18 protein-coding genes are annotated in these 14,413 nt (G+C 54.6%); 5 read left to right on the forward strand and 13 right to left on the reverse strand.

What is annotated here, in order from left to right:
• Positions 1-5: 5 nt before the first annotated feature.
• Complete coding sequence (locus tag ACYVAC_RS22295) at positions 6-1,466, forward strand: DEAD/DEAH box helicase (RefSeq protein ID WP_461100034.1); 1,461 nt, start codon at positions 6-8, stop codon at positions 1,464-1,466.
• 158 nt (positions 1,467-1,624) lie between these two features.
• The gene (locus tag ACYVAC_RS22300; protein WP_461100035.1) at positions 1,625-2,350 is read left to right on the forward strand and encodes a tetratricopeptide repeat protein; all 726 of its coding nucleotides are present in this window, start codon (positions 1,625-1,627) and stop codon (positions 2,348-2,350) included.
• Positions 2,351-2,357: 7 nt separating this feature from the next.
• On the opposite strand, the gene ACYVAC_RS22305 is transcribed toward ACYVAC_RS22300, so the two are convergent.
• On the reverse strand, positions 2,358-3,350 hold the full coding sequence (locus tag ACYVAC_RS22305; protein ID WP_461100036.1) for a toxin-antitoxin system YwqK family antitoxin: 993 nt from the start codon (positions 3,348-3,350) through the stop codon (positions 2,358-2,360).
• 116 nt (positions 3,351-3,466) lie between these two features.
• On the opposite strand from ACYVAC_RS22305, the gene fcl reads away from it, so the two are divergent.
• A complete protein-coding gene (gene fcl / locus ACYVAC_RS22310; RefSeq protein WP_461100037.1) occupies positions 3,467-4,408 on the forward strand; it encodes a GDP-L-fucose synthase in 942 nt (313 codons plus the stop codon).
• Between the two features lie 66 nt (positions 4,409-4,474).
• Here the strand turns inward: fcl and ACYVAC_RS22315 are convergent, their stop codons facing one another.
• Entirely contained in the window at positions 4,475-5,110 is a 636-nt protein-coding gene (locus tag ACYVAC_RS22315; protein ID WP_461100038.1) for an acetyltransferase, read from the reverse strand.
• Between the two features lie 112 nt (positions 5,111-5,222).
• On the opposite strand from ACYVAC_RS22315, the gene ACYVAC_RS22320 reads away from it, so the two are divergent.
• A complete protein-coding gene (locus ACYVAC_RS22320) occupies positions 5,223-6,053 on the forward strand; it encodes a UDP-2,3-diacylglucosamine diphosphatase (RefSeq protein WP_461100039.1) in 831 nt (276 codons plus the stop codon).
• A gap of 48 nt (positions 6,054-6,101) precedes the next feature.
• Positions 6,102-7,247: a glycosyltransferase family protein gene (locus tag ACYVAC_RS22325; RefSeq protein ID WP_461100040.1), complete on the forward strand. Its 1,146-nt coding sequence runs from the start codon at positions 6,102-6,104 to the stop codon at positions 7,245-7,247.
• Here ACYVAC_RS22325 and ACYVAC_RS22330 read toward each other — a convergent pair whose 3' ends face one another.
• The 11 genes from ACYVAC_RS22330 to ACYVAC_RS22380 all read right to left on the reverse strand — a co-directional run bounded on the left by ACYVAC_RS22330 (position 7,248) and on the right by ACYVAC_RS22380 (position 14,412).
• A complete protein-coding gene (locus tag ACYVAC_RS22330; RefSeq protein WP_461100041.1) occupies positions 7,248-8,093 on the reverse strand; it encodes an NAD(P)H-binding protein in 846 nt (281 codons plus the stop codon). It abuts the gene before it with no gap.
• Entirely contained in the window at positions 8,090-9,088 is a 999-nt protein-coding gene (locus tag ACYVAC_RS22335; RefSeq protein WP_461100042.1) for an outer membrane beta-barrel protein, read from the reverse strand. Before ACYVAC_RS22335 ends, ACYVAC_RS22330 begins: the two co-directional genes overlap by 4 nt.
• Positions 9,085-10,005 (reverse strand): hypothetical protein, encoded by a 921-nt coding sequence (locus ACYVAC_RS22340; RefSeq protein ID WP_461100043.1) that lies wholly within the window; start codon positions 10,003-10,005, stop codon positions 9,085-9,087. The genes ACYVAC_RS22335 and ACYVAC_RS22340 overlap by 4 nt, the downstream gene beginning before the upstream one ends.
• Positions 9,968-10,567: an RNA polymerase sigma factor gene (locus tag ACYVAC_RS22345; protein WP_461100044.1), complete on the reverse strand. Its 600-nt coding sequence runs from the start codon at positions 10,565-10,567 to the stop codon at positions 9,968-9,970. The genes ACYVAC_RS22340 and ACYVAC_RS22345 overlap by 38 nt, the downstream gene beginning before the upstream one ends.
• A 115-nt stretch (positions 10,568-10,682) precedes the next feature.
• Complete coding sequence (locus ACYVAC_RS22350; protein ID WP_461100045.1) at positions 10,683-10,952, reverse strand: DUF983 domain-containing protein; 270 nt, start codon at positions 10,950-10,952, stop codon at positions 10,683-10,685.
• Between the two features lie 52 nt (positions 10,953-11,004).
• Positions 11,005-11,289, reverse strand: coding sequence for a hypothetical protein (locus ACYVAC_RS22355; RefSeq protein WP_461100046.1), 285 nt, complete (start codon positions 11,287-11,289; stop codon positions 11,005-11,007).
• Between the two features lie 11 nt (positions 11,290-11,300).
• Positions 11,301-11,843: a DUF420 domain-containing protein gene (locus ACYVAC_RS22360; RefSeq protein WP_461100047.1), complete on the reverse strand. Its 543-nt coding sequence runs from the start codon at positions 11,841-11,843 to the stop codon at positions 11,301-11,303.
• Between the two features lie 9 nt (positions 11,844-11,852).
• Complete coding sequence (locus tag ACYVAC_RS22365) at positions 11,853-12,563, reverse strand: SCO family protein (protein ID WP_461100186.1); 711 nt, start codon at positions 12,561-12,563, stop codon at positions 11,853-11,855.
• A gap of 96 nt (positions 12,564-12,659) precedes the next feature.
• The gene (locus tag ACYVAC_RS22370) at positions 12,660-12,989 is read right to left on the reverse strand and encodes a cytochrome C oxidase subunit IV family protein (RefSeq protein WP_461100048.1); all 330 of its coding nucleotides are present in this window, start codon (positions 12,987-12,989) and stop codon (positions 12,660-12,662) included.
• Positions 12,990-13,008: 19 nt separating this feature from the next.
• Positions 13,009-13,806 (reverse strand): cytochrome c oxidase subunit 3, encoded by a 798-nt coding sequence (locus tag ACYVAC_RS22375; RefSeq protein ID WP_461100049.1) that lies wholly within the window; start codon positions 13,804-13,806, stop codon positions 13,009-13,011.
• A gap of 15 nt (positions 13,807-13,821) precedes the next feature.
• On the reverse strand, positions 13,822-14,412 hold the full coding sequence (locus ACYVAC_RS22380; RefSeq protein ID WP_461100050.1) for a cytochrome c oxidase subunit 3: 591 nt from the start codon (positions 14,410-14,412) through the stop codon (positions 13,822-13,824).
• Position 14,413 lies beyond the last annotated feature (1 nt).

Raw genomic sequence — 14,413 nt, forward strand, 5'->3', positions numbered from 1 at the left:
ACAGTATGGATATTACTTCGTTCGAGCAGTTCGACCTGAACCGGCAGTTGCTCAATGCCGTAGCCGACCTGGGCTACACCGAGCCAACGCCCATTCAGCAGCAGACGATTCCGATCAGCCTGGGCAACCACGATGTGTTGGGTATTGCCCAGACCGGTACCGGCAAAACAGCCGCTTACCTGCTGCCGCTGCTCATGAAGATCAAATACGCACAGGGCAAAAATCCACGTGCGCTCATTCTGGCCCCCACCCGCGAGCTGGCCATCCAGATCAATGCCGCTGTTACCGACCTGACCAAATATACCGACCTGCGCCACGTGGCCGTATACGGTGGCCTGGGACCTAAGTCGCAGATCGAAGCCCTGCAGGCTGGGGTCGACCTGCTGGTTGCTACCCCCGGCCGGTTTATGGACCTCTACCGCATGGGCGAACTGGTGACGAAAGATATCCGGACGCTGGTGCTCGACGAAGCCGACAAGATGATGGATATGGGCTTTATGCCGCAAATCCGCTCTATTCTGGAAGTAATTCCGACCAAGCGGCAAAACCTGCTATTTTCGGCTACGTTTGGCGGACGCGTCGAGCGGCTCTCGTCAGAGTTTCTGGAAGCCCCTATCAAGGTCGAGGTGACGCCCCAGGCCTCTACGGCCGATATGGTAAATCAGGTGATTTACGAAGTGCCGAACTTCCGGACCAAGATCAACCTGCTGGAATCGCTGGTGCGGCAACAGTCGTTCGAGCGGGTCATTATCTTCGCCCGAACCAAGACCACGGCCGAAAATATCTATAAGTTTCTGTCGCGGAAGGTGCTCGATCCGAAGCAGATTCGGGTTATCCACGCCAACAAGGGGCAAAACACCCGCATCAACTCGATGGAAGCCTTTAAAGAAGGGCACATCAAAGTACTCGTCGCGACCGATGTGGCCGCCCGTGGTATCGACGTAGCGTCGGTAAGTCACGTCATCAATTTCGATGTGCCCCTGATCTACGAGGATTACGTGCACCGGATTGGCCGGACGGGCCGGGCCAACAAAACCGGTGAGGCCATCACGTTTGTGACGATGGCCGAAGATTACCACATGCAGAAAATTCAGCGTATCATTCGCATGACGGTACCCTTCACGCCCATTCCGGAGGGCGTCGAGATCACGGAGACGCCGTTCGACGAACAGCAGTCGATGCTGCGCGAAATCGATGAACAGCGCCGGAAAGACGACCCCACGTTTATGGGCGCTTTCCACGAGAAGAAAGCCAAGAACCTACCCCCGGGCAAGGCTAGCCTGAAAGAGCGCACCCGCAAGGTGGGTAGCCGGCCCATGGCCGATCGATCGGACACACCAGCCAAAGCCGGCTCAACACGGTCGGGCGGGAGCCGGTCAGGGGCCGGCCGGCCTGGTCAGGCACGGCCGGGTGGTTCGCGTAGCGGTGGCGCCAAGCGGTCGGGGCCCCGGGGCGGCAAACGCTAACAGGCACCGAATGTACTAACCGCAATAGCTCGTTCGTTTTACCCAGACAACCTCCCGTTGCTTTGCCATCGCGTATGAATGTTCGGATAAATCTGGTACACTGTGGTTTACTGCTGACTGTGTTTCCGTTGCTGGCATCTGCTCAACCCAGGCAGCTAATGTCGTCGGCAAGGCCGGTTACAGCCCACGTTGCCAGCCAGACCGTAACCCTGTCGGACCATTCCCAGGTAGAAGCCGAGTCGGTCAGCACCGATACGGCGCCGGCCCTGTCGGGTTCGGTCAATAGCCTGCCCCTGTTTGGCGAACGTCCGAAAACAGCCACCCAGATCGATGCCGAAATTCATTTTCTAAACGACTGCGACCGCAACTTCGCCACGCGTACGGAAGCCAGTGAGTTTTTTGCCGCCCGCGGCTGGGACTACGTGGCCGATGGGCAACTCGATACGGCTGCCTACCGGTTCAACCTGGCCTGGGTATTGAACGATCGTAATCCTGATGCATACTGGGGGCTGGGGGTCGTGTCGTACCAGAAAGAAGACCTGCCGCTGGCTATCCGGATGCTGAAGAAGGGCCTCGATGTGACGGATACGAACACCGAGTTGCTGGGCGATCTGGCTACGGTACAGATCAAGCAGTTTCAGCACGACCACAACCGCGACAATCTCGATCAGGCCGAACAGCACCTGCAGCGAATCATTACCCTCACGCCAACGCATGCCGCTTCGTTTCAGAAGCTGGCGCTGGTGAATTACCTCAAAACGGATTATGAAAAAGCCTGGACATTTTTCCACCAGGCCCGCGAACTCGACCTGTCGGTGCTCGACCTTAGTTTTCTGAACGATCTGATGAGCAAGCGACCCGACCCCAAAGGCGTGTTCAAGTAGCCGCTGCCTACCGGTCCGTTTCGTCGTCTTCCACGGTTTTTTCTTTCCCGCGCTCGTAGGTAGCCTTGCCTTTCTCATCCCACTCGGCCACCACATAGGGCTCGAACTCGGTATCCCACTGGTCGGCACCGTACTGCATCACCTTCCGGCGCATACGGCGGCCGCTGGGGCTGATGGGATAAAACTCGGTCCAGCGACCAATCTTGACGCCGTTGTCGTATTTGCCTTCTTCGGCCAGCAGCCCGTTTTCGTGGAAGGCCATGTAGGTACCCTTCACCTTACCATACTCCAGCGGAACAATCTCGCGGATCTTGGTTTTCGCGTCGTCGTAGAACGTCAGCTGCGACTCGGCCGGCACCCCACGCAGCCAGTGCGCCTTGTCGATGAGCATGAAGTGCGTATCATAGCGCTCCCAGCGGCCATCTTTCATGCCGGCATAGTAGTAGCCTTCTTCCATGAGATCGCCGTTCTGAAACCGTTTATAGGGCCCGTGTAGCAGCAGTCCGGTACCTTCATCTTTGACGATGGCGCTCGACACCCGCCCCGACCGCTGGTAGTACCGGTACACATCCCGGATGTAAGGCAGGGGCTTGGCCGCATCGCTGTTTTTGAGCACGTAGAACTCTTCAACAATAGTCCGATCGCCACTGCCCAGCTTGGTGTAGGCCTTCACCATCGACAACCCCTCGTATTCGGTTTTCGACAGCTTGGCTTTGGCTTTTTTGCTTGTTTTGGCTTTTTTGAGCTGCTTGAGTTTAAGGCCCAAATCGGTCACACCGGCCACGTAGCTGTCTTTCTGCTCCTTCAGGGAACTCATGCTGGGCAGACCCAGCGTAGTCAGCGAAGTAGGGAACGACGTACCGGCCCCCGATGGGGCCAGCGCGGGTTTGGCATCGGTCGTGAGTGAGGCTGGCGCAGTGGTTTGCCCCAAACTGGTTCGGTTAATAAAAAGGCCCAGTAAAAGCCCGGCTATCAGGTAGCGATGTGGTAGTAAGGCCATGTGCACGGCAACGATTGATACCCGAAGTTTGTTAGTTTTGCAACGCTCCCCGGAGCGTGATTATTTTATTCACCCCTGTTTGCCGGACTTGCGGCATACCCTACTAGACAACTGTTGTGGAAAAACAAGCTCGCATTTATGTCGCCGGTCACCGGGGCATGGTTGGCTCAGCCTTAGTGCGCAAGTTACAGGCCGATGGCTACGAAACGATTATCACCCGCACCTCGTCGGAGCTCGATCTGCGCAACCAGCAGGCGGTTGCCGACTTCTTTGCCACCGAAAAACCAGACTACGTGTTTCTGGCGGCTGCGAAAGTAGGCGGCATTCTGGCCAACAACATCTATCGTGCCGAGTTTCTGTACGATAACCTGATGATCGAATCGAACATCATTCATAGTGCTTATACCTCCGGCGTAACGAAACTGCTGTTTCTGGGCTCGTCCTGCATTTACCCCAAACTGGCCGAGCAGCCGCTGAAAGAAGATTATCTGCTTAGTGGGTTTCTGGAACCGACCAACGAGCCCTACGCGATTGCCAAGATTGCCGGTATTAAACTCTGCGAAGCCTACCGCAGTCAGTATGGCTGTAATTTTATTTCGGCCATGCCCACCAACCTGTATGGCCCCAACGATAACTACGACCTGCAGGGATCGCACGTACTGCCGGCTTTGATCCGCAAGTTCCACGAGGCCAAAGTAAACAACCAGCCGGTGGTAGAAGTGTGGGGCAGTGGCTCGCCCCGGCGCGAGTTTCTGCACGCCGACGACCTGGCAGCGGCCTGTGTGTTTCTGATGGAAACCTACGATGGCGAGCAGTTTGTGAATATCGGTACGGGCGAAGACGTTACAATTCGTGAACTGGCCGAGCTGGTACAGAAAACGGTAGGCTTTGCGGGCGAACTGCGCTGGAATACCGAGAAACCTGACGGTACGCCCCGCAAGCTGATGGATGTTTCGCGGCTGCACGACATGGGCTGGAAACACCGTACCGAACTGGAAGAAGGCATCGAACGCACGTACCAGGATTTCCTGGCCAACGAAGTGCTCTACGTCGAGTAATCGGCCCGATACAACTGAAGCAGGGGCTGGCCCGTCGGGAAACGACACGGCCAGCCCCTGCTTTTTTTAGCCTACTTTTTTGGCCGGATTGCCAAAGACAGTGCTGTTGGCCTCCACATTCTCGACCACAACCGAGCCGGCACCGATTCGGGCGTTTTTACCGATTGTTACGCCCGCCACGACGGTTACGCCACTACCGATAAAGGCACCCTCCTCTACCGTTGCGCCACTGTTGATAACGCTGCCAGCACCTAGCTGCACGAAGTCGCCCAGCTTGACCTGACTGTCAACGATGGCCCCGGCCAGAATCAGGCAGTGCTGTCCTACTTCGCTGTAGGCATTGACTACGGCCCGCGCGGCAATCAGGTTACCGTGTCCGATCGAAGCCAGGGCCGATACCACCGCCGTATCATGAATGGCATTGACCGGCTGCACCTTCCGCCGGTCGTTCAGCATTTTCACCAGCCGTTTCCGCACCCGGCCATCGCCGATTGCCACAAAACTTTCGCATTTCTGCCCAATAAGCTTCAGAAATCCGTCGTCGTCGGTATCGCCCAGCACCGACACATCGCCGAACTCTTTGCCGTGCAGTTCTTTCTTATCGTCGAGCAGACCATACACCACCACGTTGTTACGCTGGAACAGATCCAGCGCAGTTACGCCCAGGCTTCCGGCCCCAAAAATTAAAACAGGATTCTCCATAAGACACTGTCGATTAAGTCAATATGAACAACATAGCCCACAAGGCGCTAATGTTGGCAATTTGGTAACACGCCCATAAATTTCACGTCATACGCGGTATGTAGCTTCGTACATGAAATCAAGTACGCAGTTCCGGACCATCGTACTCTCCGACATTCACCTCGGCACCACCGGGTCGAAAGCCAGAGAGGCTACTGAGTTTTTGCGCAACTACTCGTGTCAGAAGCTTATCCTGAACGGCGATATCATTGACGGCTGGCAGCTCAAGCAGTACGGCACCTGGAAAAAAAAGCACACCGCCTTTTTTAAAACGGTTTTAAAGCAAATCGTTCACTACGACACGAAGGTAATCTACCTGCGCGGCAACCACGACGATTTTCTGGATCAGGTAATGCCCCTGCGCGTCGGCAAAAATTTCTCTGTCCGCAAAGACTATCTGCTCACCTCCGGCAGCAAACGATTCTACATCACGCACGGCGACGTGTTCGACTCAATCACGTCGCACATGAAGTGGCTGGCCTACCTCGGCGATCTGGGCTACACGTTCCTGCTCTGGGTAAATAAATTTTACAATCAGTACCGCGCCTGGCAGGGTAAACCCTACTATTCGCTCTCGCAACAGGTGAAAATGCGGATTAAACAGGCTGTTAGCTACATCTCTGACTACGAACAGAAGCTGACCGAACTGGCGCGCGCCCGCGGTTGCGACGGCGTGATTTGCGGTCATATTCACCAGCCAGCCATCCACGAGTTCGACGGTATTATCTACATGAACTCAGGCGACTGGGTGGAGTCGATGAGTGCGCTGGTCGAAGACCACGAGGGCAACTGGAGCCTGCTTTATTACACAGCCGACCTCTCCGACGACGACGAGAAAGCCGAAGCTAAAAAAGCCGCCAAGGCTGCCAAAAACCTGATCAAATCAATCAATCAGCCTCAGTAGGCCATTCTGCAGGAGTCCGCGACCGGGAATTCCAAAACCGATACGATCATGCGCGTTTTATTCATTGTACAGGGTGAGGGCCGTGGCCACCTGACGCAGGCTTTGTCGCTGGCTCAGATCCTTAAATCGGCCGGCCACGACGTAACGGGGGCCATTGTCGGCATTACGGACCAGCGCGCTGTTCCTGCTTTCTTTCGGGAGGCTTTCAGCGCGCCCATTCTGCCGGTTTTCAGCCCCGGACTGGTCTACAACGCGGGTACCAACGAACTGGAGCCCGGCAAAACAACGCTGCAGGCCATCCGGCTGGCCCGGCCGTTCTGGCGCAGCCTGCAAACCGTCAGGCGCACCATCGAAGCACACCGGCCCGATGTGGTTGTCAATTTCTACGAGATGCTTGGCGGCATGACCTATGCCCTGTTGCGGCCTTCGGTGCCGATGGTCTGTATCGCGCACCAGTACATGGTTTTCCACCCCGATTTTCAGTGCCCCAAAGGACAGTGGCTGTATCGGTTTGCGTTCCGGCTCAACACGCAGCTAACCTGTTTCGGAGCGGAGGAACTGCTGGCCCTGTCGTTCGATAAGCAGGCCGACTATCCGAAGAATCGGGTTCGTATCGTTCCGCCGTTGCTGCGGCAGGAAATTACGCAACAGCGTCCCGTTGCCGGCGACTTTCTGCTCGCCTACGTTACCCAGCCGGGCCTGCGGGTCGAGATCGAGAAGGCCCATGCCCAACACCCCGATGTTCGGATCGACGGTTTTCATGCCGGGGTTCAGGTTCCCGACCAGCCGGTCGACGCAACGCTGACGTATCACGCGATCGACGGGAAGCGTTTTCTGGATTTCATGGCCCGCAGTCGGGCGGTTGTCACTACAGCCGGTTTCGAGTCGGTCTGCGAGGCTGCCTACCTGGGAAAGCCCACGCTGATGATTCCGCAGCCCAACCACTATGAGCAGGCCTGTAATGCCATTGATGGGCAACGGGCCGGCGTTGGTGTAGCCTCGGCCTCTTTCGACCTGGATCGGCTGCTCGATTACCTGCCCAACCACGACGCGGCCGTATCGGCGCGTTTTCGCGACTGGTATGCGCGGGGTTATTTCCTGTTTCTGGGTGCCCTGAACCGGGCCGCTACACCCCGCCCCCGCCAGACGGGCGGCTTTCTGCAAACCCGCATGCGGCAACTGCTGCGGTCCTGATTAGCCAGCCGCAGGATCATAGGAGAACAGCAACGGGTTGGGCCAGGTAAAGGTGTAGCCCGTTGTCGTTATCAGTTTGTCGGAGCTTATCACTTTATAGGCAACCGGCCCATCGGGTTCGATAAAGGTGGGCAACGTATAACCAAAATCGGCGCAGCTACGCCGGTAGATGGCTTCACGCGGGGGATGTTCAGGGGCTACGGCATTGTAAGTCCCGGCGATGCGCGTCCGAATCAGTTGCTGCAGAATGCCAACCACATCGTCGCGGTGAATGTAGTTGACAGGTACCGAACCGCTGTCGACGGTTCGTCCGGCAACGTACTTACCCGGAATCCGGTCGTAGCCCATCAGTCCCCCGCAACGCAGAATGGTAACGGTGCGCTCGGGCGACAGCGCTAACACAGTCTGCTCGGCGCGCACAAGCGCGGGTGCGGCCGCTTCGGCCGGGCTCGTCACGTCGGCCTCTACCAGGGCCCGGCCAGGTATTTGCTGCTCCGGATAAACCGACGTTGAGCTAACGTAGATGATATGCGCTACAGCCGATGTCCGTATAGCCTCAATTAGACCGGCTACCTGTTGCGGGTGGAAGTCTGTTCCCTGCCGGCCAGCCCGGGGTGGCACATTGATGACCAGTACGTCGCTGCCGAGCAGCGCTTCGAGCCGACCCACCGGCGCCGGATTCAGGGTCAATTCAACGGTTTGCAGGCCCTGTTGCTGCAGCATCGCCCGCTTGTCGGCCGACGTTGTCGAGCCGATCACAGCGTAGCCTTCCTCTTGCAACGCCTTCGCCAGCGGCATACCCAGCCAGCCCAGCCCAATAATGGCAACCGATTTTTGTTCCGTCATATACTCAGACCAAAACTAAGCGCCCGAACGTCGGGGCCTTTTCCGGGCTGAAATAACGGGTTTAAATCGTATTTAACGAACAGACTTGTTTTCTGAAAACCAATGTGCCCAACTAGCCCATAGCGCAGGTTGTTGAGGTAGAAACTGTTATGATCGCGGCTCTTATCGTTGTTTTCGCGTTTGATCTTCGTGTAGCTATCGAGCCGGTACCCCACAAAGCCGCCCAGACCGATATGCATTGTTTTACGGCCTGCGGCATTGTAAAACGTCAGGCGCGGTACAACCGGCACCTGAAGCGCAAACGTCGTTAGCTTGGTCTTCTTCAGGGGTTCACTATACGGTGTCAGCTCAAGGCCGTTGGCGCCCCGGGTGGCCACGTTGTTGTTATCGAACATGTAATTGTTCCAGGCCCCTTCCAGCGCATAATACAGGCTGAATTTGGCCCGCTTGCCGTCGGCAAGGATTACCTGCTGTTTGAGCGCCACGGCAAAATAGCGCGAGCCCAGCGGCTTAAGCTCATACTGACTGGTTGGGTAGGTAGCCGATTCGGTTTGGGTCAAAAGTGTGTTCAAACCAAGCTGAAAGTCGATCCCCCGAATCCAGCGGGTACTCTTTTTAGTTGCTTTGGCGATCTTATAATCCCGTTTGTTACGGGCCGAATCGGTTCGGGTCGTATCCTTCCCGTTGATAACAATCATAACTCCGTTTTTCTGGCGTGTGATTACGACCAGCGTATCTTTCACAAACTGCTCACCATCGCGCGACAAGGTGGTTTTCCCCGCCGGGATCGAGTCAAGTTTCTGCGCCATCTCACCCACAATTTTGTTCAGGTCGTAGTTACGCAGGGCCTGAATACTGGCTTTGTCGGGCGCATAGATGACCAAACGGGTACGGTTGGCAAACCGGATCACCAGGGAGTCGGTAGGCATGGCACGGGCCGACCAGCCCATGAGCAGGCTCAGCACGAGCAGCAGGGTACGCGGGGCGTTGTTCATTGACGACTTGTTTTTTCCTTGGCCAAGCCATCCCGTATGCCTTTGTAGGCTCGGCTCAGCAGGCCACTTTCTTCATTTTTATCCTCAAACCGAGCCACATCATCGTCCTGCTTCAGGCGCTTGAGCTGCTTCCAGAAAGAGCTTTTAGCCTCTTTAGACTGGGCTGCCAGCACGGGCATATTGTTGACAACGGCTACCGCGGTCTGACGGGCGGCTACCAATGCTTCCGGCTCATCGATCGTCACGACCAGCACTCGCTCCTGGCTTACGCTGGGCGTATTGATAGCGGGCGTTGCTTTCGACTCCACCTGTGCGATCATAGGTTGACCGCCCGATTCTGTTCTTTCCTGACGATTCCCTGCCGATGGTGTTTCAACCAGCCTCTTCGGCCGGGTGGTCGACCCAGTTGCTGTTTTGTCCACCACGATTGATTCGGTCTGATGCGCACCGGCAGGCAGATCTTGTTGGCGCTGAGTGGCCGCCCTTTCCGACGGTTGGTTGGCGGCCAGTCCTTCCCGCTGATGCGATCCAGCGCCCACCACCTGTACTTGTTCGGCCGGGGCGACCGATGTGGTTGTTTCCGCCGTTGTCGCGGTCTCCGGTCTCGTCGCTTTTGCAACGGCGACGTCGGATGCCGCTGGCCGGCTTATAGCAACGTCTGACTTAGTTGCACCCGACGGCCCAAGCTGCTGATAGGTCAGCCAGCCAACCAGGCAGGCGGCTCCTACACAGGCAGCTGCGGCCCAGCGCATGGCCGGGTTCTGCCAGAACACAAGCCCTTTCTTTTCTTCACGAGCCTGTAAACGAGCCTGCAGGCGCGCGAACCCATCGGCAGACGGCTCTACGGCTGCCTGCCCCAGTCGACGTGCAAACAGATCGTCAATTGGCTTTCGCTCTGTATCCTTTTGGTTGTTCATAGTTTTGTTGTGCTTGCTGCATTTTCAGCACACTGGCCTGTAATAAAGCGCGTGCGCGGCTCAACTGTGATTTCGATGTGCCTTCCGAAATCCCGAGCATTTCGGCGATTTCGGCGTGGCTATAGCCCTCAATTGCGTACAGGTTGAATACGGTACGATAGCCATCCGGCAATTGGTTAACCAGACGCATCAACTCCTGTTCATGGATAGCGGTATCAGCCCAGGTGTAGTCAGGTTCGACCTGCACATCGTCGATCGAAACTTCCTGGCGCAATTGCTTATTCCTGCGCAGGAACATGAGCGATTCCGTTACCATAACCCGACGGATCCAGCCCTCAAAACTGCCGTCTTCCCTGAACTGGTCGATTTTTTCGAAGACGCGCATAAAGCCATCCAGCATGACTTCTTCGGCATCGTCGCGGTTTCCCGTATAACGCTGGCAAACGGCCAGCATCTTGCCCGCGTACCGATCATATGCAACCTTATGCGCCTTACTCTCTCCACGCTTCAGCGCAGCGATAAGCTGGTTCTCGGTCGTAAAAAAGGGTATAAGTCGCAGCATCACTAACTCGTTTCAGCAGCAAGATGCATAACCCCCTCGGCCGGGTTGCATGACTCTTCACTTTTTTTTCAAAAAAAAAGGACTCGCTGACGAGTCCTTTCCTGCCGTCGGTCAGCTAAAGCCCTTCGACGTATTTGATACCGGCCACGTAGTGAAGCCAGATTACCCTTGATATTCGAAAATTGACGGGGGCAATCAGTACCATCACCGGTGCCACAACTGCGGCATATACCCAGCCCTCAGGATCATTACCCAGATAAAACAACAGAAACCCCAGCACCAGTGCCACCCCGCCCGAGACAGCATAACTCACGTACATAGCCCCCACAAAATAGCCGGGTTCCACTTCGTACCGTAGTCCACAGTGCGGACAGTGCTCATACATATCGTCGAAACCACGGGGCGAATAGAACGGCTGTCGGAATATTTTACCCTTTCTACAATGAGGACATAGCCCGTTTAACACGGCTTGCAATTTCGAGACGTTTTCCATGTTCCTGTTTACTGTTGCGGTACCATAAATAAGCAATCGAAGCCACAATAAGATACGGCGCCATCAGCAGGTACAAAATGCCAATATTGAGCTGCGAGGCTACTGTGCTGCGACCATTGCTGACTGTACTTTCAACGGTTCCACGGCACATGGCACACTGAGCCAGCAAATCGGTGTTCGTAGCCAGCACGAGGAATACGAGCAACCACACAATCTTCCAGCTTTTCATTTCTGTTTTGTTTAATGAAGATAATACGGCTTAATAAGCCAATACACAATGACACCCGTTGTACTCACATAGAGCCAGATCGGAAAGGCCCATTTCACTACCTGCCGGTGCCGTGCAATCTGACCGCTCACTGCAAAATAAACGGCCCTCAAGACAAACCAGACCACCACAATTGACAGACCGATGTGGGTTATCAACAAGAAGTAATAAACCGGCCGAATAACACCCTGGCCACCAAAGGGGGTCGACTCATTGGTAAGGTGGTAGAGCACATAGCTTACCAGAAATATAGCGCCTAGCGTAAAAGCCATCAGCATCGTTCGGCGATGGGCCGCTACGTTCTTCTGCCGAATGAAGTAGAATCCAACCAGCAGCAGGACCGATGTAACCCCATTAATTACGGCATTCAGGTGTGGCAGATAGGATGTCCAGCTACCCAGGTCAACTTTCTGCCGTATGCCCAGCAAAACAGCCACGGTGATAGGTATAGCCAGCGATAATAGGTTGATGATGCGATTGGCCTTCTGTTCCTGAACAGGTTGTATCGTTTCCATACGGTAGGCTTATTGTTTGCTGTAGATATCCAGCAAGACTCTGATTTCCAGCACCAGCCGATCGACATCCTCTTTGTCGGTTCCGTCGTAGAACCCACGTACAATGCCATCCCGGTCTACCAGTACCAACTTTTCGCTATGGATAAAAGTTTCGTCTGGTTTTCCGGCCTTTACGCCTGCATCAACTGCCGGCAGATAGTAGCCGGTCATGGCCAGATTGTAAATATCTGCCTTGCTACCGGTCAGGAAATACCACTTTCCCGGTATAGCATCATACCGCTTCGCATAGGCTCGTAGCTGGGCTGGCCGGTCATGCTCCGGATCTACGGTGTGAGACAGGAAAACGATGCCCGGATTTTCAGCAAAAATGTCCTGCACCCGCGTTAGCTGCGATGAAATTTTGGGGCATACCGTGCCACAGCGCGTGAAGAAAAAGCTGGCCACGTATATCTTATTTTTCACCACCGACTGATCGATCAGGGCACTGTCCTGATCCAGTAACCGGAAAGGCGGTATGCGGTGAAAGAGTGTATCGGTGCGCTCACTACCATCGGGCTGTCTGACGAGCCCCATGCGCGGCTCCCCCCGCGCTGAATCGATCAGGGGCAGATAACGGGGGAGTGCATAATGGTTCTGCGTTGCAAAACGCAGGAATAGATACAGCAAAGCCGGGACCAGCAGCGTAGCGAGCAAGATCCCGGCTTTTCCAGATTTAGACATGCCTTTGTACTGTTTCTGTTGACGATATAAGGCAAAACAAATGGAAGGTGATTTTCCTTCCATTTGTTTTGCCTTATATCGATGCAGTTACTACGTCTAGCGCAGCATGAAGATTGAGCCGCCTTCGGTAAGCAGGGCTACCAGCAGCCAGATGATAAAGATAATCGGGACAACGATAGCCCAAATCAGGCTTTTCACCTCGTGGCGCAGGTGCATGAATTCACCAACGATGTAGAACGCTTTGACCAGCGTCATGATAATGAAGAACGATGTACGCAAACCACCTGCCTTCATCACGTAAGCAAGCGTAAATTCAATGGCGGTGATGGCCGCCAGAATCCAGAAAGTACGCCAGATAGCACCCGTGTTTGCCGCCGGAATCTCGTGCGTATGTGCGTCGGTATTGTCGTGTGTATGTACAGCCATTGCTGAAATTCGTTAAGGATTAAACCAGATAGAAGAAGGTAAATACGAATACCCACACCAGATCGACAAAGTGCCAGTACAGACCTACTTTTTCAACCATTTCATAATGGCCGCGACGGTCGTAAAGACCAGTTGCTGTCCGGTAGAAGATTAGAATGTTCAGCACAACACCACTGAATACGTGAGTCCCGTGGAAACCCGTGATAAAGAAGAACAGATCGGCAAAGGCCGGTGGACCGTATTGATTTTCGACCAGATTAGCACCGAAAATAGTGCGTTGGATGGTTTGTCCGTTAACCAGTTCGCTAATTACCGTACCGGTTTCTGTACCGTGGATAAAGTGCGACCACTCCCAGGCCTGGCTGCCCAGAAAGGCAAAGCCACCCAAAATTGTCCAGAGCATGTACTTCTCAACATCGCGACGATCCATCCGGTGACCAGCTTCTACGGCCAATACCATGGTCACGCTGCTGAAGATCAGGATAAACGTCATGATACCCACGAAAATAAGCGGGAGATCGACGCCGTGCAGGAAAGGAACAGAATTATAAACTTTTTCCGGCGTTGGCCAGTACAGGTTCGAAAACTGGAACACTTCCCCATATACAGCGGGGTCCCAGGCAGGGTAGCTGTAGCGAATCAGACCGTACGTTACCAGCAATGCTGAGAACGTAAACGTATCAGAAATCAGGAAGAACCACATCATCAGCTTGCCGTAGCTCGCGTTCATGGGTTCAACCCCACCCATCCAGGATTTTTTATCGAACGTTGCGTCCGAGCCGGTCGTCAGGGTTTCGTGGGTCGCGGTAGCCGCCATGCGTCTAGAGGATTATCAATGAAAGTAGACTAAAAAGAAAAACAGGTAAAGCCAGAGAATGTCTAAAAAATGCCAGTAAGTGGCCGCTATCTCAAGTTGATTCAGGTTTTTGGCGTGCATTTTCAGGCGGAAAGCGGCAATAAGCGCAACAACCAGCACAATCAAGCCTGAGATCAGGTGAAATGCGTGCAGACCCGTAAACACGTACATGAACGAGCCAGCCGGGTTGCCAACGAAAAAGACATTTTCGTTTACAAGTGCCTTCCAGCCCTGAAACTGCATATACAGGAAAACCAGTCCAAGTGCAAAAGTAATGCTTATCGCTATTTTCAGGGCGCCGAAGTTGTCTTTTTTTCCGGCCAGGTAAGCCCAGTGCATGGTAAGACTACTTACAAAAAGCACGATCGAGCTATAACTGAACACAGGCGGAATTTCGTATTCCAGCCAGTTACCTTCAGCCCTACGTACCAGATAAGCACTGGTCATAGCGGCAAAAATCATAATGATGCTGACGATGAACAACCAAAGAATAAATTTCCTGGGGTTCATCGATAAGGTTTCTTCTGGTTCTTCGACCAGGGCAATATCGTTGGCGTAATCGCTCATG

The sequence above is a fragment of the Spirosoma luteolum genome, from assembly GCF_054778875.1.